Origin of the sequence: Paenibacillus sp. CAA11 (assembly GCF_003060825.1) — a bacterium.
Lineage (GTDB): Bacteria > Bacillota > Bacilli > Paenibacillales > Paenibacillaceae > Fontibacillus.
In genome coordinates this window covers 2,834,215-2,855,084 of the sequence record NZ_CP028922.1, presented here as the reverse complement: position 1 = coordinate 2,855,084, position 20,870 = coordinate 2,834,215, and the positions used below count along the sequence as shown (strand labels likewise).

The 20,870-nt window shown below is 48.6% G+C and carries 21 protein-coding genes; 20 read left to right on the top strand and 1 reads right to left on the bottom strand.

The genetic code is table 11. From position 1 onward, the window contains the following. The first annotated feature begins 45 nt into the window (after positions 1–45). The 18 genes from accC (at position 46) to DCC85_RS13185 (ending at position 17,805) form a co-directional block, all read left to right on the top strand. Complete coding sequence (accC, locus tag DCC85_RS13270) at positions 46–1,389, top strand: acetyl-CoA carboxylase biotin carboxylase subunit (protein ID WP_108466027.1); 1,344 nt, start codon at positions 46–48, stop codon at positions 1,387–1,389. A gap of 112 nt (positions 1,390–1,501) precedes the next feature. Continuing rightward, on the top strand, positions 1,502–1,909 hold the full coding sequence (locus DCC85_RS13265; RefSeq protein WP_108466026.1) for an Asp23/Gls24 family envelope stress response protein: 408 nt from the start codon (positions 1,502–1,504) through the stop codon (positions 1,907–1,909). Positions 1,910–1,978: 69 nt separating this feature from the next. Continuing rightward, entirely contained in the window at positions 1,979–2,518 is a 540-nt protein-coding gene (amaP, locus tag DCC85_RS13260; protein ID WP_108466025.1) for an alkaline shock response membrane anchor protein AmaP, read from the top strand. Positions 2,519–2,533: 15 nt separating this feature from the next. Continuing rightward, positions 2,534–2,767: a DUF2273 domain-containing protein gene (locus DCC85_RS13255; RefSeq protein ID WP_108466024.1), complete on the top strand. Its 234-nt coding sequence runs from the start codon at positions 2,534–2,536 to the stop codon at positions 2,765–2,767. A 141-nt stretch (positions 2,768–2,908) separates the two neighbouring features. Next, complete coding sequence (nusB, locus tag DCC85_RS13250; RefSeq protein ID WP_108466023.1) at positions 2,909–3,358, top strand: transcription antitermination factor NusB; 450 nt, start codon at positions 2,909–2,911, stop codon at positions 3,356–3,358. 21 nt (positions 3,359–3,379) lie between these two features. Then, on the top strand, positions 3,380–4,240 hold the full coding sequence (gene folD, locus DCC85_RS13245) for a bifunctional methylenetetrahydrofolate dehydrogenase/methenyltetrahydrofolate cyclohydrolase FolD (protein ID WP_442789491.1): 861 nt from the start codon (positions 3,380–3,382) through the stop codon (positions 4,238–4,240). 29 nt (positions 4,241–4,269) lie between these two features. Further along, positions 4,270–5,631, top strand: a complete 1,362-nt coding sequence (gene xseA / locus DCC85_RS13240; protein ID WP_108466022.1) for an exodeoxyribonuclease VII large subunit — start codon at positions 4,270–4,272, stop codon at positions 5,629–5,631. Then, positions 5,621–5,890, top strand: a complete 270-nt coding sequence (gene xseB, locus DCC85_RS13235; protein ID WP_108466021.1) for an exodeoxyribonuclease VII small subunit — start codon at positions 5,621–5,623, stop codon at positions 5,888–5,890. Before xseA ends, xseB begins: the two co-directional genes overlap by 11 nt. Before the next feature lie 19 nt (positions 5,891–5,909). Continuing rightward, complete coding sequence (locus DCC85_RS13230; RefSeq protein ID WP_108467860.1) at positions 5,910–6,785, top strand: polyprenyl synthetase family protein; 876 nt, start codon at positions 5,910–5,912, stop codon at positions 6,783–6,785. 182 nt (positions 6,786–6,967) lie between these two features. Continuing rightward, complete coding sequence (dxs, locus tag DCC85_RS13225) at positions 6,968–8,875, top strand: 1-deoxy-D-xylulose-5-phosphate synthase (protein WP_108466020.1); 1,908 nt, start codon at positions 6,968–6,970, stop codon at positions 8,873–8,875. A gap of 28 nt (positions 8,876–8,903) precedes the next feature. Next, positions 8,904–9,734, top strand: coding sequence for a TlyA family RNA methyltransferase (locus DCC85_RS13220; protein ID WP_108466019.1), 831 nt, complete (start codon positions 8,904–8,906; stop codon positions 9,732–9,734). A 503-nt stretch (positions 9,735–10,237) separates the two neighbouring features. Beyond that, positions 10,238–11,638: a group II intron reverse transcriptase/maturase gene (ltrA, locus tag DCC85_RS13215; RefSeq protein ID WP_108463800.1), complete on the top strand. Its 1,401-nt coding sequence runs from the start codon at positions 10,238–10,240 to the stop codon at positions 11,636–11,638. Positions 11,639–11,843: 205 nt separating this feature from the next. Then, complete coding sequence (locus tag DCC85_RS13210; protein ID WP_234414165.1) at positions 11,844–12,308, top strand: hypothetical protein; 465 nt, start codon at positions 11,844–11,846, stop codon at positions 12,306–12,308. 38 nt (positions 12,309–12,346) lie between these two features. Then, positions 12,347–12,796, top strand: coding sequence for a transcriptional regulator AhrC/ArgR (gene ahrC, locus DCC85_RS13205; RefSeq protein ID WP_108466018.1), 450 nt, complete (start codon positions 12,347–12,349; stop codon positions 12,794–12,796). A 16-nt stretch (positions 12,797–12,812) separates the two neighbouring features. Further along, entirely contained in the window at positions 12,813–14,549 is a 1,737-nt protein-coding gene (recN, locus tag DCC85_RS13200) for a DNA repair protein RecN (protein WP_108466017.1), read from the top strand. Positions 14,550–14,652: 103 nt separating this feature from the next. Beyond that, positions 14,653–15,972: a SpoIVB peptidase gene (spoIVB, locus tag DCC85_RS13195; RefSeq protein WP_108466016.1), complete on the top strand. Its 1,320-nt coding sequence runs from the start codon at positions 14,653–14,655 to the stop codon at positions 15,970–15,972. Positions 15,973–16,159: 187 nt separating this feature from the next. After that, the gene (spo0A, locus tag DCC85_RS13190; RefSeq protein WP_108466015.1) at positions 16,160–16,966 is read left to right on the top strand and encodes a sporulation transcription factor Spo0A; all 807 of its coding nucleotides are present in this window, start codon (positions 16,160–16,162) and stop codon (positions 16,964–16,966) included. 347 nt (positions 16,967–17,313) lie between these two features. Continuing rightward, positions 17,314–17,805 (top strand): hypothetical protein, encoded by a 492-nt coding sequence (locus tag DCC85_RS13185; protein ID WP_108466014.1) that lies wholly within the window; start codon positions 17,314–17,316, stop codon positions 17,803–17,805. 272 nt (positions 17,806–18,077) lie between these two features. On the opposite strand, the gene DCC85_RS23665 is transcribed toward DCC85_RS13185, so the two are convergent. Then, entirely contained in the window at positions 18,078–18,908 is an 831-nt protein-coding gene (locus tag DCC85_RS23665) for a methyl-accepting chemotaxis protein (protein WP_108466013.1), read from the bottom strand. Between the two features lie 140 nt (positions 18,909–19,048). Here DCC85_RS23665 and DCC85_RS13175 point away from each other — a divergent pair, with 140 nt between their 5' ends. Next, on the top strand, positions 19,049–19,261 hold the full coding sequence (locus tag DCC85_RS13175) for a hypothetical protein (RefSeq protein WP_108466012.1): 213 nt from the start codon (positions 19,049–19,051) through the stop codon (positions 19,259–19,261). A 92-nt stretch (positions 19,262–19,353) separates the two neighbouring features. Further along, positions 19,354–20,778: a dihydrolipoyl dehydrogenase gene (lpdA, locus tag DCC85_RS13170; RefSeq protein ID WP_108466011.1), complete on the top strand. Its 1,425-nt coding sequence runs from the start codon at positions 19,354–19,356 to the stop codon at positions 20,776–20,778. Positions 20,779–20,870: the final 92 nt, after the last annotated feature.

Sequence of the window (20,870 nt, the reverse complement as noted above, 5' to 3'; positions counted from 1 at the left end):
GGATGACGTAACCAGAATCAAACAGGTTTTTAGGAGGGAAGCTACATGAAATTTCAGAAAATATTAATTGCCAACCGTGGTGAGATTGCGGTTCGTATTATCCGTGCCTGCCGTGAGCTGGGCATTTCTACGGTTGCCGTCTACTCGGAGCCGGACAAGGATTCGCTGCATGTACGACTAGCTGATGAAGCATATTGTATTGGACCCACACTATCCAAGGACAGTTACCTGAACTTTACCAACATCATGAGCGTCGCTACATTGACAGAATGTGATGCCATTCATCCGGGATATGGCTTCCTGGCGGAGAATGCGGATTTTGCAGAGATTTGTGATTCCTGCAACGTAACCTTTATTGGTCCATCTGCCGATGCCATAACCCGCATGGGGGACAAGGCGGTTGCGAAGCAGACGATGAAGGATGCAGGGGTTCCGGTTATCCCGGGTTCTGAGGGCCTCATTGAAGACTTGGATGAAGCGGTAAGTCTGGCTAGAGAGATCGGATATCCAGTTATTATTAAGGCTACTGCCGGAGGCGGTGGCAAAGGAATACGTCTGGCGGAGGATGAAGCTTCGCTGATTCAGCAGATTACAACGGCTCAGCAGGAAGCTCAGAAAGCCTTCGGCAACGCCGGAGTTTATCTTGAGAAATATTTGACCGGCATGAAGCATGTAGAGATCCAGATCATCGCCGACCGTCACGGGAATGTCGCTTATCTAGGCGAGCGTGACTGCTCCGTGCAGCGCCGTCGTCAGAAGCTTGTGGAGGAGGCGCCTTGTCCGGTATTGTCTCCAGAGAAGCGGGCTGAGATGGGGGAGGCTGCTGTTCGCGCGGCGCTCGCCGTGAATTATTCGGGCGCAGGCACGCTGGAGTTCCTTCTGGGGCCTGATGGCCAATTTTATTTCATGGAGATGAATACCCGGATTCAGGTCGAGCATCCAGTAACAGAGATGGTAACCGGTGTAGATCTGATCAAGGAAATGATTTCCGTTGCTGAGGGCAACCTTCTTTCCTTTACCCAGCAAGATGTGCAGATTGATGGCTGGTCAATTGAGTGCCGGATCAATGCAGAGGATCCTGCTCGTAATTTCCTGCCGTCCCCTGGCAAAATACAATTCTATTTGGCCCCAGGCGGACCAGGCGTCAGGGTGGATAGTGCGGTTTATCCCGGCTATACCATTAGCCCTTACTATGATTCGATGATTGCCAAGTTGATCGTATGGGCACCGACCCGCGAAGAGGCGATCGCTAAGATGAAGCGCGCTTTAGGAGAATTTGCGGTAGAAGGCATTAGTACGACAATCCCGTTCCATCAGAAGCTGCTTGAGCATCCGACGTTCATTCGCGGTGATTTCGATATCAAGTTTTTGGAAGAGAACGAGATTTAGAACTTGACCCATTGTTTGTCATAATGTGGGCAAAATGATATAGTATTATTAATAAGTGCGCTTGCCTCGAAGTAGAGTCATCCGTAAACTTATTGAGAGGTGGATGAAGAACATGAGTACTTTGCCAACTGAATTTGAACGCACGGACATCGGAGAGATTCAAATTGCGCCTGAAGTTATCGAAGTGATTGCAGGCCTTGCTACGGTGGAAGTGAAGGGTGTTGCCGGAATGAGTGGCGGCTTTGCCGGCGGAATTGCTGAGCTGCTTGGACGGAAGAATTTATCTAAGGGCGTTAAGGTTGAAGTCGGCCAGCGTGAAGCAGCTGTTGACGTATCTGTAATTATTGAATATGGATTCCGTCTTCCTGAAGTTGCAACCGAGATTCAACATAATGTCAAGCGCTCCATTGAGCAAATGACCGGATTATCCGTCGTTGAAGTGAACGTACATATTCATGACGTGATCTTCAAGAATGCCGATAAACATGATGATTCTGAATCAAACAACCGGGTGAAATAGACGTAAAGCAGACCCCCGACATTGTTAATGTCAGGGGTTTACTATAATTTGTAGGGAGCTGGGGGTTTCGTGGCAAAGATTTTGGACAGACTCTTGCTATTTATTTACAGTCTCAGCATTGGCGTGATCTCCGCAGGTACCATTCTTTTGTTATCGGATGCATTGCCTTATACCTTGGATATGAAATTAGAGCGGAACTTATGGATTACGGTGATTGTGGTGGCTGCCATTCTATTTGTGCTCAGCCTTCGCTTCTTCTATGTCTCCGTTCGCCGCAGCCGGAACTCGCTGCCCTCCATTGACCAGCGCACAGAATTTGGAGATATCCAGATTTCGGTGGAGACCATTGAGAATTTGGCCTATAAGGCGGCTTCGCGAGTGCGTGGGGTGAGAGAAGTAAAGACCCGGATCCGCATGTCGGATGCGGGGCTGGAGATCAGCATCCGTGCTTTGGTAGATGGAGAAACTTCCATTCCTCCATTGACAGAGGAAGTGCAGAAGCAAGTGCATGATCATGTAGAAGAGATCACCGGCATTCCTGTGGCTTATGTCTCGGTATATATCGCTAACCTTGTCCAATCGCCGACTATGAAAAGCCGGGTCGAATAGGGGTGAGCTTCCAAAGTGTTTTGGAAAGAGTTGTGGGATAGCCACAAGGGACGTGTGATAGGTGTAGTTGCGGCTGTTTTTCTAAGCGGTATTTATTTGTTTTTTGGTTTTTGGAACATGCTTTTTTGCGCTCTTCTTTTGTTTATTGGCTACACCGCCGGTAAATATAAGGATTTGAATCAAGGCTCTTTGATACCATGGAAAGAATTAAGGGATTGGCTTAACACACGTTGGCGTCCCTTCAAATGATTCCTGTGATACGCTTTCTCCCTGACTGAGCTTACTTGAATAATGCCTAATTTTGTGGAGATTGCGTTTCACAGGTTTTTTTCTGTAAATACTATTGTGCAAATAAATTGTTATGAACTACCGCTTTTAGGAGGAAATAAATTGAAAAGACGTTTAGCTAGAGAAATTGCCGTACAAAGCCTGTATCAAATGGAAATGAATGAAGTTGGTGCGGAAGATGCGGTAGCCATGCTGATTGCTGAAGCTGCGGGCGAGAATGAAAGTGAAGTTGAGATTAAGGATTCCCAAGCGGCTCAGGCTCAAGTGATGGAGCTGGTTCAAGGTACGCTTAGCAACAAGACAGCGATTGATGAGCTTCTTGAGAATTATTTGAAGGGCTGGCAAATCAGCCGTCTGTCACGTGTGGATCGCCAGGTTCTGCGCCTCGCAGCTTACGAAATGGTGTTCCGGGATGATGTTCCGGGTAGGGTAGCTGTGAATGAAGCGATTGAGCTGGCCAAGCATTTTGGCAGTGAGGAATCTGGGAAATTCGTGAACGGTGTGTTGGGAAAAATGATAAAAGACTTGGATCAAATTAAACCAAAATCATAAGATCATTTGGGGGGAGAAGACATGTTGAATCAAGCGTTGATCAATGGCAAGGAAGTATCTGAGGATATTCGCGGCAAGCTGCGTCTAGAAGTGGACAAGCTTGCAGAACAAGGCGTACAGCCAGGACTAGCTGTCGTGCTTGTCGGTGAAGATCCTGCTTCGCAGGTGTATGTCCGCAACAAAGAGAAAGCGTGTCACGATCTTGGGTATTATTCGGAAGTACACCGTCTAGCTGCTGATACTTCGCAAGAGGAACTGCTTGACCTGATTGACAGATTGAATCGTCAGGAGAACATACATGGAATTCTTGTTCAGTTGCCTCTCCCGAAGCATATTAACGAGAAAGCAGTAATTGATGCAATAGCGGTCGAGAAGGACGTAGATGGCTTCCACCCTGTTAATGTAGGGAATCTTGTCATTGGGGACGAGAGTCTTCTGCCTTGTACACCGGCTGGTGTCATTGAATTGATTAAGCGCACCGGTATTGAAATCCCAGGCAAGCACGCTGTTGTGATCGGAAGAAGCAATATTGTCGGCAAGCCTGTATCTCTGCTGCTTCAGCGTGAGAATGCCACGGTTACGATGTGCCATTCTCGCACCGTGAACATGAAGGAAATTACGCGTCAAGCGGATATCCTAGTCGTAGCGATTGGCAAGGCCAATTTCGTGGACGCTTCCTTCGTAAAGCCTGGAGCCGTTGTTATCGATGTGGGGATGAATCGGCTTGATACCGGCAAGCTTGCCGGAGATGTAGACTTCGAGAGTGTGAAGGAAGTGAGCGGTCCAATAACGCCGGTTCCTGGCGGCGTAGGCCCCATGACCATTACGATGCTGATGAGCAACACCCTAACGGCAGCCAAGAGACTAAGCGGTCTAGCCTAATATTAGGAATCAAATGAGGGGGATTCCTCATGGATCAACGCATTTATTCTATTAAGGAACTAAACCGGTATATCCGGATGAAAATGGAGAGCGACCCCTTGCTGTCTGAAGTTTGGATTCGGGGGGAGATCTCCAATTTCACGCATCATTCCAGCGGTCATATGTATTTTACATTAAAGGATGCGGACAGCCGAATAAAAAGTATTATGTTCGCCTCGCATAATCAGCGGCTCCCCTTTATTCCAAAAGAAGGGACGCGGGTCATTGCGCGCGGCAATGTCTCGGTATATGAGCGCGATGGACAGTATCAATTTTACGCGACCCATATGCAGCCGGACGGTATCGGAAGCCTTTATCTGGCTTACGAGCAGCTTAAGAAGAAGCTGGAGGGCGAAGGGTTGTTTGCAGAGACACGCAAACGCCCGCTGCCGAGATTCCCGCGAACCATCGGGGTGATTACTTCCCCGACCGGGGCTGCCGTAAGGGATGTGATGATAACCCTTCAGCGGAGATATCCGCAAGTTCCGGTGGTATTATATCCGGTGCTTGTTCAGGGCAAGGGGGCTGCTCCTTCCATTGTCAAAGCAATTCGGGAAATGAATGCGATGGGCGAGGCAGATGTCTTGATTGTGGGACGAGGCGGCGGCTCTCTGGAGGAGCTGTGGGCGTTCAATGAAGAGATCGTTGCCAGAGCCATTTATGAATCGGAGATTCCTGTGATTTCGGCGGTTGGTCATGAAACCGACTTTACGATTGCCGACTTCGTAGCCGATCTGCGCGCAGCAACCCCAACAGCTGCTGCTGAGCTTGCCGTTCCGCATGTCGCCGAGCTTAAGGAACTGCTTCAGCAGCGTGAACGCCAGCTGCGTCAGGGCTTGCAGCACAGACTTGTGCGCCAGCGCGAGCGCCTTGAACGGCTGCGGCGGTCTCCTGTGCTTGTCCAGCCAAGGCGCCATTTGCTGCAGCACGCAGAACGGCTGGACATGCTGTCGCATCGGCTGCAAAGCCGCATGCAGTCAAGCCTTCGGCTGACGGCCGAGCGTTATGGCCGTCTGCATGAGCGGATGCTTCGCTTCCATCCGCAGGATCAGCTTCAGCACGCCGCAAGAAGACAGGCTGAAGCCGAAAGGCAGCTGCGTCAGAGTATGGCTGCTGTGGTGAAGGAGAAGACCTCCAGGCTTGCGCTCAGCATTAGGCAGCTGGATGCATTAAGCCCGCTTAAAGTCATGAGCCGGGGCTATAGCTTGGTCTACAATGAGCAGAATAACCGATTAATCAAGTCGCTGGATGATGTGCAGCCTGGAGATTTGGTGAAAGTAAAGGTAACGGACGGAGAACTGGACTGTCAGGTCTGGAGCATGAAGCGGGAGGGAGAAACAAATGGCACGTGAACCGGAACAAGAACAGCAATTAAGCTTTGAAGATGCGATGAACCAGCTGGAGACGATCGTTTCGCAATTGGAGCATGGTGATGTACCGCTGGAGCAGGCAATCGAATTATTTCAGCGGGGCATGCAGCTCTCCCAGCTGTGTGGACAGAAGCTTGAACAGGTTGAGCGTAAAATTGAAATGATTGTGGAGGTTGACGGGAGTCCGGTGAAAAAGCCGTTTGCCGCTCCTGGTCTGGAAAGCGGGGATTCGCTTGACTAAACCTTCCTTTACCGAATACATGGAAGAAATTGTTGAGCTGGTCAACAAGGAGCTCAGCAGTATTATTCCTCAAGGGTGGACAGTGCCCTCCGGTTTGCAGGAGGCCATGAGCTACTCCTTAATGGCTGGAGGAAAGAGACTAAGACCCCTGCTTGTTATGGCTGCGGCAGAGAGCCTGCAAGGGAGCCGGGAGGCGGCCCTGCCCGTTGCCGGTGCGGTGGAGATGATTCACACCTATTCATTGATTCATGACGATCTACCGGCTATGGACAATGATGATTTTCGGCGGGGAAAGCCGACAAATCATAAGATGTTCGGTGAGGCATCCGCTATTTTAGCAGGCGATGGGCTCTTGACCCATGCATTTTATTATGTAGTCCAAGCTGCCCGGCGCTACCATGTTCCTGCCGAGGCCGTACTATCCATTGTAGAGGACCTGGCTAAGTACGCCGGACCCAGCGGGATGGTTGGAGGCCAGGTCGCAGATATGCAAGGCGAGCAGGGGATTACGTCACTGGATCAGCTGCGTTATATCCATGAGCACAAAACAGGCGATCTGATCGTATTCTGTTTAAAGGCGGGCGGGCGAATAGCGGCTGCTTCTCCGGAGCAGCTGGAAGCCCTTGAGTATTTTGGACGGTGTCTGGGCCACGCTTTTCAAATTCAGGATGATATTCTGGACCTTGTGGGCGATGCCTCGAAACTGGGTAAGAGTACCCATAGCGATGTGAAGATGCAAAAGGTGACTTACCCGTACTTTATCGGAATTGAGGCTTCCCAAGCCGAGGTTAATCGCTTGACTATAGAGGCGAAGCAGGCGGTTTCGGGCGGGCTGATCCCTGAGCCGGGGCGTCTGCTTGAAATAGCGGATTACCTTATGCACAGAGACCACTAATCTTAGGGGTTGCAGAAGAATAGCATTTTGAGCGTCGTCTGTCTTTACGGCCCTATGTGACCGGACGGACGGCGCTCTTCCTTGATTAGAGCCGTTTCTAGGTTTGTGCTATAATGAATGCTATTATATACTGTGAGCTAAGACAGCGATGAAATACAAATTGAAGGAAGCGGGGAATTTAAATGCTGCTTTCACAAATCAGCGGACCGAATGATATTAAGCATCTGTCCGTAGATGAGCTTGAGCCACTGGCGGCAGAAATCAGACAGTTTCTGATCGAGAAACTATCGATTACGGGCGGCCATCTGGCATCGAATTTAGGAGTGGTGGAGCTTACGCTCGCGCTCCATTATTGCTATAACAGTCCCGAAGACAAGTTTATTTTTGATGTGGGCCATCAGGCTTATGTGCATAAGATATTAACAGGGCGTATGGATCAATTTGATACACTACGTAAATATAAAGGCCTCTGCGGCTTTGTCAAACGCAGTGAGAGCGAGCATGACGTGTGGGAAGCAGGGCACAGCAGCACTTCTCTGTCCGCGGCGATGGGCATGGCTTTGGCCCGCGATCTGAAGGGCGGCTCGAACAAGGTTGTTGCTGTGATCGGTGATGGGGCCCTGACCGGCGGTATGGCGTTTGAGGCGCTGAATCATATTGGCCATGAGCAGAAGAAGCTGATGGTTATTCTGAATGACAATGAGATGTCCATTGCCCCCAATGTCGGAGCCATGCACAACTATTTAAGCAAGATCCGTTCAGACAAAACGTATTTGCGGGCTAAGGATGAAGTGGAACAGCTTCTGAAGAAAATTCCGGCGATTGGCGGAAAGCTTGCCAAGACGGCGGAGCGTTTTAAAGACAGCTTGAAATATATGATGGTTCCGGGCATTTTGTTTGAAGAGCTCGGCTTTACCTATTTAGGGCCGGTAGATGGCCATAATTTATCCAGTCTTGTAGATTCGTTCAAGCAAGCGGATAATGTCAACGGCCCCGTGTTGGTTCATGTTTTAACAACAAAGGGGAAGGGCTACAAACCTGCCGAGGCTGACGCTTATAAATGGCATGGGATTACTCCCTATAAGATCGAATCTGGACAGGTGCTCAAAGCGGTGGGTAATCCAATGTACACAGAAGTGTTCGGGAAAACCTTGATTGAGCTTGCCGAACAAGACGAGCGGATTATCGCCGTGACGCCTGCAATGCCTGGCGGATCGGGCTTAATTCCGTTCGCGGAGCGTTTTCCAGACCGGATGATTGATGTGGGTATTGCTGAACAGCACGCGGCTACCATGTGCGCCGCTCTGGCGATGGAGGGGCTAAAACCGGTCTATGCCGTGTATTCGACCTTCATGCAGCGAGCTTACGACCAAATAGTGCATGATATTTGCAGACATAATGCCAATGTGATATTTGCCATCGACCGTGCTGGATTTGTAGGTGCGGATGGGGAGACGCACCAAGGGGTATATGATATTGCATTCATGCGACATATTCCAAATATTGTGCTCATGATGCCGAAAGATGAGAACGAGCTGCGCCGGATGATGAAGACGGCCTTGGATTATGATGAAGGTCCGATTGCCTACAGGTACCCCCGGATTAACGGCTTGGGCGTGCCGCTTGATGAGGTTCTTCTACCTATACCGATCGGCAGCTGGGAAATGCTTCGTGAGGGCGAGAGCACGGCTATTATTGCTGTCGGCCCGATGGTTCAGGTTGCCGAGGAAGCTGCAGATCTTCTCAAGCAGAACGGAGTGAAGTGCTCTGTTGTGAATGCACGCTTTTTGAAGCCGCTGGACGAGTCTATGCTACTGGAGCTGGCTCGTGTTCACAACCGTATGATTGTTCTCGAAGAAGCCAGTGAGGCCGGAAGCTTAGGAAGTGCCGTACTGGAGTTCTATGCGCAGCATGGAATTACCGGGCTTAATATCCGGCTGATGGGAATCCCTGACCGCTTTATTGAACACGGAAGCATTAAGGAGCAGCGTCAGGAAGTCGGCCTAACCGCCGAGTCAGTTGCAGCTGAAATACAGAATATGCGGACAGAGCACCAATTTGGACTTGGCAAAAGAACGCTGCCATCTTGATGTCTGCTCCCAATTAAAAGGTGAATACATGTCAGGTCTCAAAGAACGTATAGATGTCCTGCTGGTGGAGCAGGGATTTTTTGAAAGCCGGGAGAAAGCTAAAGCGGCTATTATGGCCGGCCTAGTGTATGATGAGCATGGCCGGGTCGAGAAGGCGGGCACCAAGGTGCCGAGGGAAGCCCAGCTGAAAGTAAAAGGTTCCGTACACCCGTATGTGAGCCGTGGTGGACTAAAGCTGGAGAAGGCGCTCAAACAGTTCGGCATAGATTTGAATGGACGAACGATGCTGGATATCGGTTCCTCTACGGGTGGCTTTACGGATTGTGCACTGCAGCACGGTGCTTCTTACGTATATGCCATTGATGTAGGCTATAACCAGCTGGATTGGTCACTGCGCAATGATGAGAGGGTGAATGTGAAGGAGCGGACCAATTTTCGCTACATGACCCCTGAGGATTTGGACGGACCCGCTCCTGACTTTGCGAGTATTGATGTCTCCTTTATTTCGCTTAAGATCATTCTGCCACCTCTCAAAGCACTTCTTAAACGTCCGGCTGATGTAGCAGCCCTGATCAAGCCTCAATTCGAAGCAGGTAGAGAGAAGGTTGGAAAGTCGGGGGTTGTGCGGGATCCCCATGTGCACCAGGAGGTTCTTGAATCGATCCTGGGCTATGCGGAGGAGCTTGGTTTCAGTATCCAAGGCTTAACATTCTCACCAATTACCGGCGGGGAAGGGAATATTGAATTTCTGGCTCATTTTCGTCTAGAAGATAACGCGCAGTTTACTTCCGACCCGCAAAGGCTGTCACAGCTGGCTCGGCAGATTGTCGAGGAGGCTGGAGATACATTTCGCGGATAATTCAGTTAGCTGCCTTATGGGGCAGTCATCGGCAAGGCTTCCCGGAAATATTTGATTTCCAGGGAGGCCTTGTTTATTGTGCGCCCGGCATGGGCGATAACTCGGCGGTGAAAGTCCGCTACAGGCTTGGCAGTAGGAACTGTTAGCTGAAGGCAAGGGTGTCCGCCGCGAGGCGGAATCTGAAGGAAGCCGGAGGCAAACCCTCGGTCTGACGAACAGAAATCACATAGAAGGCATCATGGGACGGACGAGCTTGCACTACAAAGCAAAGTCCAATACTGCCCGAATCCCATGGTGTAAATGTGGCAGATAGATGAGGGGAAGGTTATCGCTCTTACCCGGGGAGGTCTCACAGACGACAAGTAGGAAAAAAAAAACCGAAAGACGGAGTAAAGCTTGCTGTGAGAAGTCAGCAGAGGCCATAGTACCCGGAAGGTTTTTTTTTCGGGGAAGGGCCGAACAATCGTAAGTCTCGAGTACATACCGAAAGGAGAGCTGACGCGATGAAAGCAGAATACCGAAAGGGCTACCTGCAAAGGGATAGCGTGGAACGCGAAGAGCATGCGGGAGTGCGGAGCGCCGGTACTCGGGAACGTAAAGAAAGAGGCGGTGCAACAGACCTGCTGGAGCAGATTCTGGACAGAGACAATCTGAACAGAGCCTACAAACAGGTCAAACGCAACCATGGAGCGCCAGGAATCGACGGAATGACCGTAGAAGACGCGCTACCCTGGCTGCAGGAACATAGAGACGAGCTGTTGCAAAAGATCCGGGAAGGCAGATACAAGCCCAGCCCAGTACGGCGCAAGGAAATTCCCAAAGCAGATGGAAGCGGAGTACGGAAGCTTGGCATACCCACGGTCGTAGACCGAGTGATTCAGCAGGCAGTCGCCCAGCAGCTCCAGCCCCTGTTCGAGCCGCTCTTCTCGGAGGGAAGCTATGGCTACCGCCCCGGTCGGAGCGCACAACAGGCCATTCGCAAGGTGAAAGACTATGCAGAACAGGGATACGGCTACGCAGTAGAAATCGACCTCTCCAAATACTTCGACACGCTGAATCATGAGCTGCTTATGCATCTTTTGCGCAAACAAATTCAGGACAGACGCGTAACCGAACTGATTAAGAGATACCTGAAAAGTGGGGTTATGGAGAACGGGGTGCACTGCAAAACAGAAGAAGGCTCCCCTCAGGGAGGCCCCCTGTCGCCGCTTCTGGCGAACATCTACCTGAACGAATTTGACCAAGAGATGAAAGGCCGCGGAGTGAACGTCATCCGCTATGCGGACGATATTGTGGTGCTTGCCAAAAGCAAACGGGCAGCGGTGCGGCTACTGGAATCCTGCGGAAAGTACCTGGAGACCAAACTGAGACTCCAGATCAATACGCAGAAAAGTAAGGTCGGTAGCGTAGTGGCTCGAAAGCACTTCAAATTTCTCGGCTTTGCCCTGGGAAAGAACAAGAACGGCATGTATATCCGTGCCCATGGACAATCCCTCGCAAAAGCGAAGAAGAAGTTGAAAGAACTCACAAGTCGCAGCCAGGGCAGAAATGTTCGCCAAGTCATGGAAAAGGTAAAAGTCTACATTCGGGGATGGATTGGTTACTACTATGTGGCCGACATGAAACGGATCCTGCAAAGCTGGAGCGAATGGTTGCGAAGACGACTGCGGATGTACATCTGGAAACAGTGGAAAAAGCCGCGAACAAAAGTACAAAACCTGCGGAAGCTGGGGATACCGGAATGGCAGGCTTACCAGTGGGGCAATTCCCGTCTCGGGTACTGGCGCATCGCCGGAAGTCCAGTGTTGTCTCGTTCCATAACAAACAAAAAGCTCGTACAGGCAGGATATTATGACTTTCCTGCGCAATACGAGCGTTTACGTAAATTGCACTTATGCGGTTGAACCGCCGTATACCGAACGGTACGTACGGTGGTGTGAGAGGTCGGCTACTCATCTAATGAATAGCCTCCTACTCGATTTCATAATTGATTTACGAACTTTTGTTCGGGTATAATAAGGGTGAATTCACTTTGCACCGATTCCAAAGGTGTAGATATAGCAGGAGTTGGTCCCTGATTGTCGAAGTATCAGGGTGAGGTGATGAGCTTTGAGCGGAGCAGCTGACAAGTGGTTAATGCTACTGATTAGTCTGGTATGCATCCTATTGCTTTACCGAGCAGTTGTACGCTGGCTGCGCAAGCCGGCTCCCTTTAAGCCAGGCACAGCTTTTGAAGTGAATGACGACTATGAGATTACACCTGAAGTTGAACTGTTGCAAGGTGCGGGGTATGAAGTCATCAGCGGCAAATTGAAAGTTCCGCTTGCCTTCGAAGTGGATCAGGAAATCATGCACAGCCGCCTGTTTATCGATTATGTTGCCCGATTGGATGGGGAATATTATCTGGTAAAGACCGCCCGGTCCCGTTGGAAGTTTGAATGGACAGGCAGTGGGGTGCGAGATGCACTGCTTCCTTATTTGCTGATTTATCCTAACTGTGCAGGAGTGTTATATATTGATACAGATCAACGGGAGATTAAACAAATTCATTTCATTCCGGAAGAAGATGAATAGCGCCATTTTTTAAGCAAGGGCGCCAAGTGGAGGCATGTATGAAAGGTCAACGTCACATTAAGATTCGTGAAATTATTACACACCAGGAAATTGAAACCCAGGATGAGCTGGTTGAAGCCTTGAGAGCAGCTGGCTTTCAGGTTACACAAGCAACCGTATCCCGCGATATTAAGGAGCTGCTGCTGATCAAGGTCCCGATGGACGATGGAAGGTATAAGTACTCCATGCCAACGGATCAGCGGTATAATCCGGTACAGAAGTTAAAGCGGGCGCTGGTAGATAACTTTGTCCATATTGATTACACGGGAAATCTTGTAGTTATCAAGTGTCTGCCAGGTACAGCCAACGCTGTAGCCGTACTGCTTGATAACATGGAATGGTCTGAAATTATGGGAACCATCTGCGGGGATGATACGATTCTCCTCATTTGCCGTACAGAAGATAACAGTGTAAATATCGTGAATCAAATCATGGGATTTATTTCGTAGCGGGAGGAACTGCCTTGTGTTAGTCCATTTATCCATAAGAAACCTGGCGGTTGTCGAAAGTGTTGACATTACGTTTGACCGGGGATTTCATGTTCTGACAGGGGAGACCGGAGCCGGTAAATCTATTATTATTGATGCTCTTGGGCTGCTTGCGGGGGCAAGGGGGTCCGCTGATTTAATTCGTTATGGATGCGATAAAGCGGAGATGGAGGCCTCCTTTGATTTACCTGAAGCTCATCCCTGCTGGCAAGCGCTCAGCGGCATCGGGATTGATGCCAGCCCTTCAGAGCATCTAATTATACGCAGAGAGATCAGCATGCAGGGGAAGAGCGTATCCCGTATTAATGGACAGCTCGTTAATTTATCGATGCTTAGAGAAGTTGGAGAGCGGCTGATCAACTTGCACGGGCAGCATGAGCATCAGACCCTCCTGCGTCCGGAGCGCCACTTGGATCTTCTGGATGCATACGGTGCGATGTCCATCCTTCCTCTTAAGCAAAGCTATCTGGAAACCTATAAGGCGTTCACAAAAGTCGATAAAGAGTGGAATGAACTGAGGAACGCGAGTCAGAAAGCCTTTCAAATGCTTGATTTATATCGCTTTCAACTAGAAGAAATTGCTGCCGCCTCACTAAAAATAGGCGAAGATGAATTGCTTTCAGAAGAGAAGGTAAAGCTATCCCATAGCGAGAAGATGATGGATTCGGTCTCCGGAGCCTACGATCTGCTGTACGGCGATCGTGGGCTTGAGACAATCGCCAAAGCGATTTCCCGGCTTGAAGATATCAGTGATGTGGACCCGAAGAAGGTGGCTCCCATTCTGGAACAGCTGCAATCCGCCTACTACCAATTAGAGGATGCTACTTTTGCTCTGCGTGACTATCGTGAAGGCATTGAATTTAATCCTGGACGTCTTCAGGAGGTTGAAGACCGTCTTGACATTCTCTCCTCACTCAGACGCAAATATGGGGACAGTATTGAGGGGATCTTGGACTACTATGAGAAAATCCGCCAGGAGACGGATACGCTGGAGAATAAGGATGAGGTTCTTGAACGTTTAGGCAAGCAGAGAGAGACTCTGCTTGAAGAGCTGCTAACAAAGGCTGAAGCACTTAGCCATGAACGACGGCAATGCGCAGCTGATCTTGCCGCACAAATCGAGGGAGAACTGCGTGATTTGCAGATGCAGCGCACTTCACTAAAAGTGGATCTGCATCCAATGGACGACCCTTCAGGCGTTGAATGGAAAGGAAGAAGAGTCCGGCTCACTCGTCATGGGATGGATACAGCTGAGTTCTTGATATCCCCGAATCCTGGTGAGCCGCTTCGTCCGCTCAGCAAAATCGCTTCCGGCGGTGAACTTTCAAGAATGATGCTGGCCTTAAAGAGTATCTTTGCTAGACACGACCAAGTGCCGGTTCTCATCTTCGACGAAGTGGATACAGGCGTGAGCGGGCGTGCTGCACAATCAATTGCAGAGAAATTATACAAGCTGTCAGCAAACTGCCAAGTGTTCTCCATTACTCACCTTCCTCAAGTGGCTTGTATGGCGGATGGACAGTTCTTGATTGAGAAGGTCGTTGAAGGAGAAAGAACCATGACACGGGTAGAGCCGTTGTCCGAAGAAGGCCGTGTTATGGAGCTTGCCCGAATGCTGGGCGGGGTGGAGGTTACCGAGAAGACTCGCCATCACGCCCAGGAGATGCTTAATTTGGCCAGAAGGCAAAAGGAATCCATTCTGGTTGCGGAGTAATGATTAACAGTCATAAAAGAACTGACCGAGGGTATCTTATAGGTACGCAATTGGCGACCACCTTTTTCGTCAAGCGAAAGAAGCAAAGGGAGCGTGACAGCCATTGAACCGTAACCTCAAGACAAGATTCCTCGGTCTTTTACTTGTGTTCTTCTTTTGTTATCTGGGGACTTCTGCGGCCGCCGATCATTATCCACTGGTACCCAATGAACTGCGTCTGTTCGAGGGGCAGGGAACTCAAATTCGTTTGGCTGTTCCAGCCGAAGCCTCTTTGGATCGGCCTGGCGTTGTGAGCATGAATGGATCGCAGGGCCTCGAAGCGAAAATGGAGCCTGGGAAACCACTGCAATTGCATTCCTTAACAACCGGAGATGCAGCCCTTCATGTTAAACTTTTTGGACGAGTGCCTTACAAAACAGTAAAGCTGCATGTTATTCCAGATCTTAAGGTAATACCGGGAGGGCAGACCATTGGGGTTAAGGTCAAATCAGATGGCATCCTGGTAGTAGGACACCATCAGGTTAGCAATGAAGCGGGAGAGAAAGTCTCGCCAGGGGAGAAGGCTGGCCTGGAGCTTGGAGATTGGATTACCCACCTCAATGGAGTGAAGCTAAAGGATACCAAGGAAGTAACTCGAATTGTTGAACAAGCAGGATCTAGCCATAAGCCTTTGAAGATCACGTATCGGCGCGGGGATAAAGTAGGTCATACCGAGCTATCGCCCGGCTATGATGCCAAGGATAAGCAGTATCGGTTGGGACTGTATATCAGGGATTCTGCAGCAGGGGTTGGAACATTGACCTTTTATGCGCCGGACCAAGGGGTTTATGGCGCTTTGGGGCATGTCATTACGGATATGAGCACGCAAACCCCCATTGTTGTGGGAAGCGGGCAGGTGGTTCAATCCAGTGTAACCTCGATCTCGAAAAGTGAGAGTGGGGAACCTGGAGAGAAGAGAGCACACTTTGTGAAGGAAGGCAAAGTGCTGGGCAATATCGAACGGAACACCAGGTTTGGAATTTTCGGTAAAATGGATACAAGTCCGGAACACAGTTTTTACAATGAGCCAATCCCGATTGCCTTTGCAGAAGAAGTTAAAGAAGGTCCTGCTGAGATTTTAACCGTGGTAAATGATCAGCGAGTGGAACGGTTTAAAGTGGAAATCGTACATGCCATGAAACAGAATGAACCAGAGACTAAAGGGCTGGTTATCCGAATTACGGACCCAAAGCTGATTGAGAAGACAGGCGGTATCGTTCAAGGGATGAGCGGAAGCCCGATTCTGCAGAACGGCAAGCTTATCGGAGCTGTAACCCACGTGTTTGTAAATGATCCTAAATCGGGGTATGGATGCTTTATTGAATGGATGCTGCGGGACGCAGGGATTATGGTAAACCCAAATCAAAATCTTAAGGCGGGATAACGCCTTAAGATTTTTTTGTCGAAATAGATAGATTAATGTAATTAAATTAACTATTATAGACCAGTTTAAGAAAAAAATAAATAAAAATAATTTTCGACAGAAGGAATTTACTTCCTCATGTCGAAAAGGTATTCTATAAGGGTGAGAACCTTTCGTATTTTTACACATTCTAAGGAGGAAGCAACCATTGCAAAAGATTGAGATTTTGTTGGCGGATGATAATCGTGAATTCACGAGTTTACTGGCGGAATATATTTCCGAGCAGGACGACATGGTTGTCTCAGGTATTGCGTATAATGGGGAAGAAGTGCTTCAAACCATCGAAAATGCAGGTAAAGTACCGGACGTACTCATTCTAGACATCATTATGCCGCATCTTGACGGTCTTGGCGTATTGGAAAGACTGCGTGATCTTCACTTGCCGACGCAGCCAAAAATCATTATGTTGACGGCCTTTGGCCAGGAGAACATTACTCAACGCGCCGTGCAGCTTGGAGCTTCCTACTATATTCTAAAGCCGTTTGACATGGATGTTCTGGCGAGCCGGATTCGGCAGCTCGTTGGTGTGCAAAGTCATGTTACGGGCAGTGCTCCGCTCTCATCCTTGGTTAAGTCCAATGTTGTCCCAATCGCTAAGGGTAAGAACTTGGATGCAAATATTACGTCGATTATCCATGAAATTGGTGTTCCGGCTCATATTAAGGGCTACCAATATTTGCGTGAGGCGATTACCATGGTGTATAACAACATCGAAATTTTAGGGGCCATTACCAAGACGTTGTATCCTGCCATTGCCGAAAAATTCAAGACGACACCTTCCCGCGTAGAACGTGCGATCCGTCATGCGATTGAAGTAGCATGGACCCGCGGTAACATTGATTCCATCAGCCATTTGTTTGGCTACACCATCAACATCAGCAAGTCCAAGCCAACCAACAGCGAATTCATCGCGATGGTCGCGGACAAGCTGAGAATCGAGCATAAGGTCTCTTGAAAGGGTAAGGAGCAGTGAGTTTAAAAACTGAAATAGAGTCATGATTAAACATGTTTGGACCGCTTGTTTATTAGGTTGATCATATCTAATAGGAAGCGGTTTTTAATTTAAATTTTATAAACCTCAATCATAGCTGCGAGGCATATCCTCAGAAATAAATGGAAAGCTGCATGAATCCCCTTCTAAATGCACACAATATATATAATATTGTCTTGCCTCTTCAAATCCAAATTTGTATCTCACATACAAGACTAAAGAACTGGTGCTTATTAACAAATGATTCCTTAGTAACTTTGATTTCGAATGGAGTTTGTAGTACATTAGCTGTTGAATAAAGGAGGTTTGCAATGTACTCTAATAAACACAACGATACGCTATACATCATGACGTACACCTTGAACAGCGGTATTAAGGGTACAGTACCTTTGTCCAATGACCAAATTCGGACATGGATGGACTGCTATAAAGACGGATCCAAGTTTGTCACCGAAATCGGCAAGGAATTTTTTGGCCTTAATCCAGAGCTAGTTGCCGACTTTAAGGTACATAACAAGTATTCGAATTATCAGGAGACGTTATCTCCGGTACAGCCTCAATCAGGGATGAACGAGCTTTCTGATGCCTACAAGAAGTCCGAGCAAATTTTAATTAAAGTGGAATGCAAATGCGGTACATCCTATGTAACAGAGTCTCCTTTCAAACGGACGAAGTGGTATTGCACCAAGTGCAACGAGATCGTCTTTTTGGACAGTAAGAAGGGTAGGGTAGAGACTAGCAAGGGTCCTGCCTATCTCATGACGAACAAATATTATGTAGAACGTGAAACAACAGTAAGTTAGACTTATAGAGAAACGTCGTGCGAAGAGCACGACGTTTCTTTTGTGAGAAATATGTTTAATCTGGAATCATTGATCCTTCTTCTTATGTTCACCGGGCCGCATCAGTTTAGAAGCGCCGGTGACTATAAGATAAATACCTATTGCTGAGTCAATAGTAACTAGTAATGGGAACTTATACAGAAATGGGGCTAGGGTGAAAAAACCGATAGCCAAAAGAAAACGAAGCAGAACTTGGTATTTCATTTTTTCCTCCTATAGCAATAAAGAAAATATTATGTCCCCTGGTGAATGAACTTTTGAACAAAAGCATTCATTTGATCGCTGGTATCATTCAATTGCTCGATCAGATTCATGAATTCTGTAACTAACTCGGCCTGCTCTTCAGAAGAAGCAGCGATTTGTGTGAAGTCAGACTCCATTTGCACTATAGAATTTTGAATGGCTCCAAGGGTTTCAGAGACTTGCAGGGTTGCGTTCTTGGCTTCCTCGGACAGTTTGCGCACTTCCTTGGCAACGACCCCAAATCCGGCACCACGATCACCGGCATGGGCTGCTTCAATCGCTGCATTGAGTCCTAATAGTCCTGTCTGATTGGAGATATCGCGGATGATGTTTATGGTCTTAGAGATTTGACCCGAGTTATGGGTAGTATGTCTGGAATTCTCCAGAACATGCTCACTAGTTGCTGAAAGCTCTTCGGAGTGGGCTGCCACGGTCTGAACCATATCTACCAGACGACCTGTAATGTCCTGCATGGATTGCATGAACTGTTCAAGCTGCTGCTGCTGCTCATAGCTTTTGGCTGTAGCAAGGGCACCAATAATATTTCCCTCAGCGTCACGAATAGGCATTCCGATAGCTGTAATAGGGATACCATATACCTCAACAGGCAGCTCGGCACTGCTGTATTCTCCTCTTAAAGCGGCGCGAAGGTTCTGATCTTCTAGAGGAATAGGGTCGCCCGGCTTAATTCCGAAGTCGATCTTCTCGGATCTTTCGTAGTATAGAAACTTGTCCAGATCGGTAATCCCGATCATAATATCGTCATTCACGACGCGCTTGATATAGGGGACAGCAAGTATAAGAACTTCCAGCATGTTCATCTTTGTCGAGTCTCCATTCATTAAGTGGTATTGCTAGATTATATAGTTCTGGATTCTATAAAACAATAATGTCATACAGTTTTGCGCAATAAAACATGGTAAAATTTTTATGAATGCATTAAAAAGGAGCCGAGAAAGTAATGGGAAACGAAAAAACAAGTGAAATTTCCGAATATATGACAGAATCTGAAATTTCCAAATTGGATGAACATATGCAAACAGTGATTCGTGACATGCTTCAGGAGATTCACGATTTAAGAGCGGAAAATTCCCGTTTGAGAAAGGCTTTGCTGCGAGCATCTTCACAACAGCCTAAGATGTCCAGCAAGCTGCGGGATGCCTTGTATGAATAACCCAAGCCTTTGTAGGGCTGAGGTTGTATTGCTGAAATTACAAGGTACAATATAGTCATAGGATTAAGTATACGTTGGTGAGGGATGGAAAGATGACGATAACATGTGATGTTGCAGTATTAGGTGGAGGAACCGGGGGATATGTGGCTGCGATCAGAGCCGCTCAGCTGGGGAAAGATGTGGTCGTAATTGAACAGGACAAGCTGGGTGGAACCTGTTTGCATCGAGGCTGCATTCCGAGCAAGAGCCTGCTACGAAGCGCAGAGCTGTATGCGCAGATGAAGGAAAGCGAGAGCTACGGAATAGAAACTCAGGGAGTGACCCTGGTGTTCCCAAAGGTACAGCAGCGCAAGCAGGCTATAGTGGATCAATTGCACAGCGGGGTACAGTATTTGATGCGCAAGCATAAAATTCGTGTAATTCAAGGAAGAGGCAGAGTTACCGGCCCTTCTATCTTCTCTCCAAAGAGCGGAGCAGTTGCTGTAGAGCTGCCTGACGGTGAGATGGAGACGATTGTTCCAAGTCATCTTATTATAGCAACAGGTTCGCGGCCGCGGACTCTTCCGGGCCTAGTTCCTGATGGCAAATATATCCTTAGCAGCGATGAGGCTTTGGAACTCACGCAGCTTCCTAAGTCCATGCTGATAGTCGGCGGAGGGGTTATCGGGGTAGAGTGGGCATCCCTGCTGCATGATTTTGGGGTAGAGGTGACGATCGTTGAAGCGGCGTCTCAGCTGCTTCCCGCGGAAGATGATGATGTGGCGCGTGAGCTTCAGCGGCTGCTCGTTAAACGGGGAATTCGGGTATTAACCGGAACAAAGATCGATCCTAGCAGCATTCAAACCGCTGGAGAGCAAGTGAGTATAAACGCACATAAGGGAGAAGAGAGCCTTCAGCTTGAAGCAAACCAGCTGCTCCTGTCGATCGGGCGGCAAGGTAATGTGGAGAATATCGGACTAGAGAATACAGATATCGCATTGAAAGACGGGTATATCCGAGTGAACGAACATATGCAGACAACGGAGCCGCATATTTATGCGATTGGAGATTGCGTCGGAGGATTGCAGCTGGCTCATGTTGCGAGTCACGAGGGAGTCGTAGCGGCAGAGCACCTATCTGGTGCAGCAGAACCCTATTCTATGAACAGCATCCATATTCCGCGGTGTGTATATACTCGCCCTGAAGTGGCATCGGTAGGTTATACGGAAAAAGCAGCCAAGGAAAAAGGTTACGATGTTAAGGTCGGCAAGTTCCCATTCTCCGCCATCGGCAAAGCCCTTGTATATGGTGAGAAGGATGGCTTCGTGAAGATTGTATCCGATGCGAATAGCGGCGATTTGCTGGGTGTGCATATGATCGGACCGCATGTGACAGACCTGATCGGGGAAGCTGCCCTTGCTCAAGTGCTTGATGCAACGCCTTGGGAAATTGGACGGACAGTACATGCTCATCCTACACTGGCGGAAATATTGGGAGAAGCTGCCCTAGCGGTTGATGGAATGTCCTTAGGAATTTAAACGATTTTTTGGACGCGGACACTTCATGTGTGAAGCAATATTTTCTTTTTGCTGAAAAAGGAACTATAATAGATTCAGGCCCATTTTTAGTA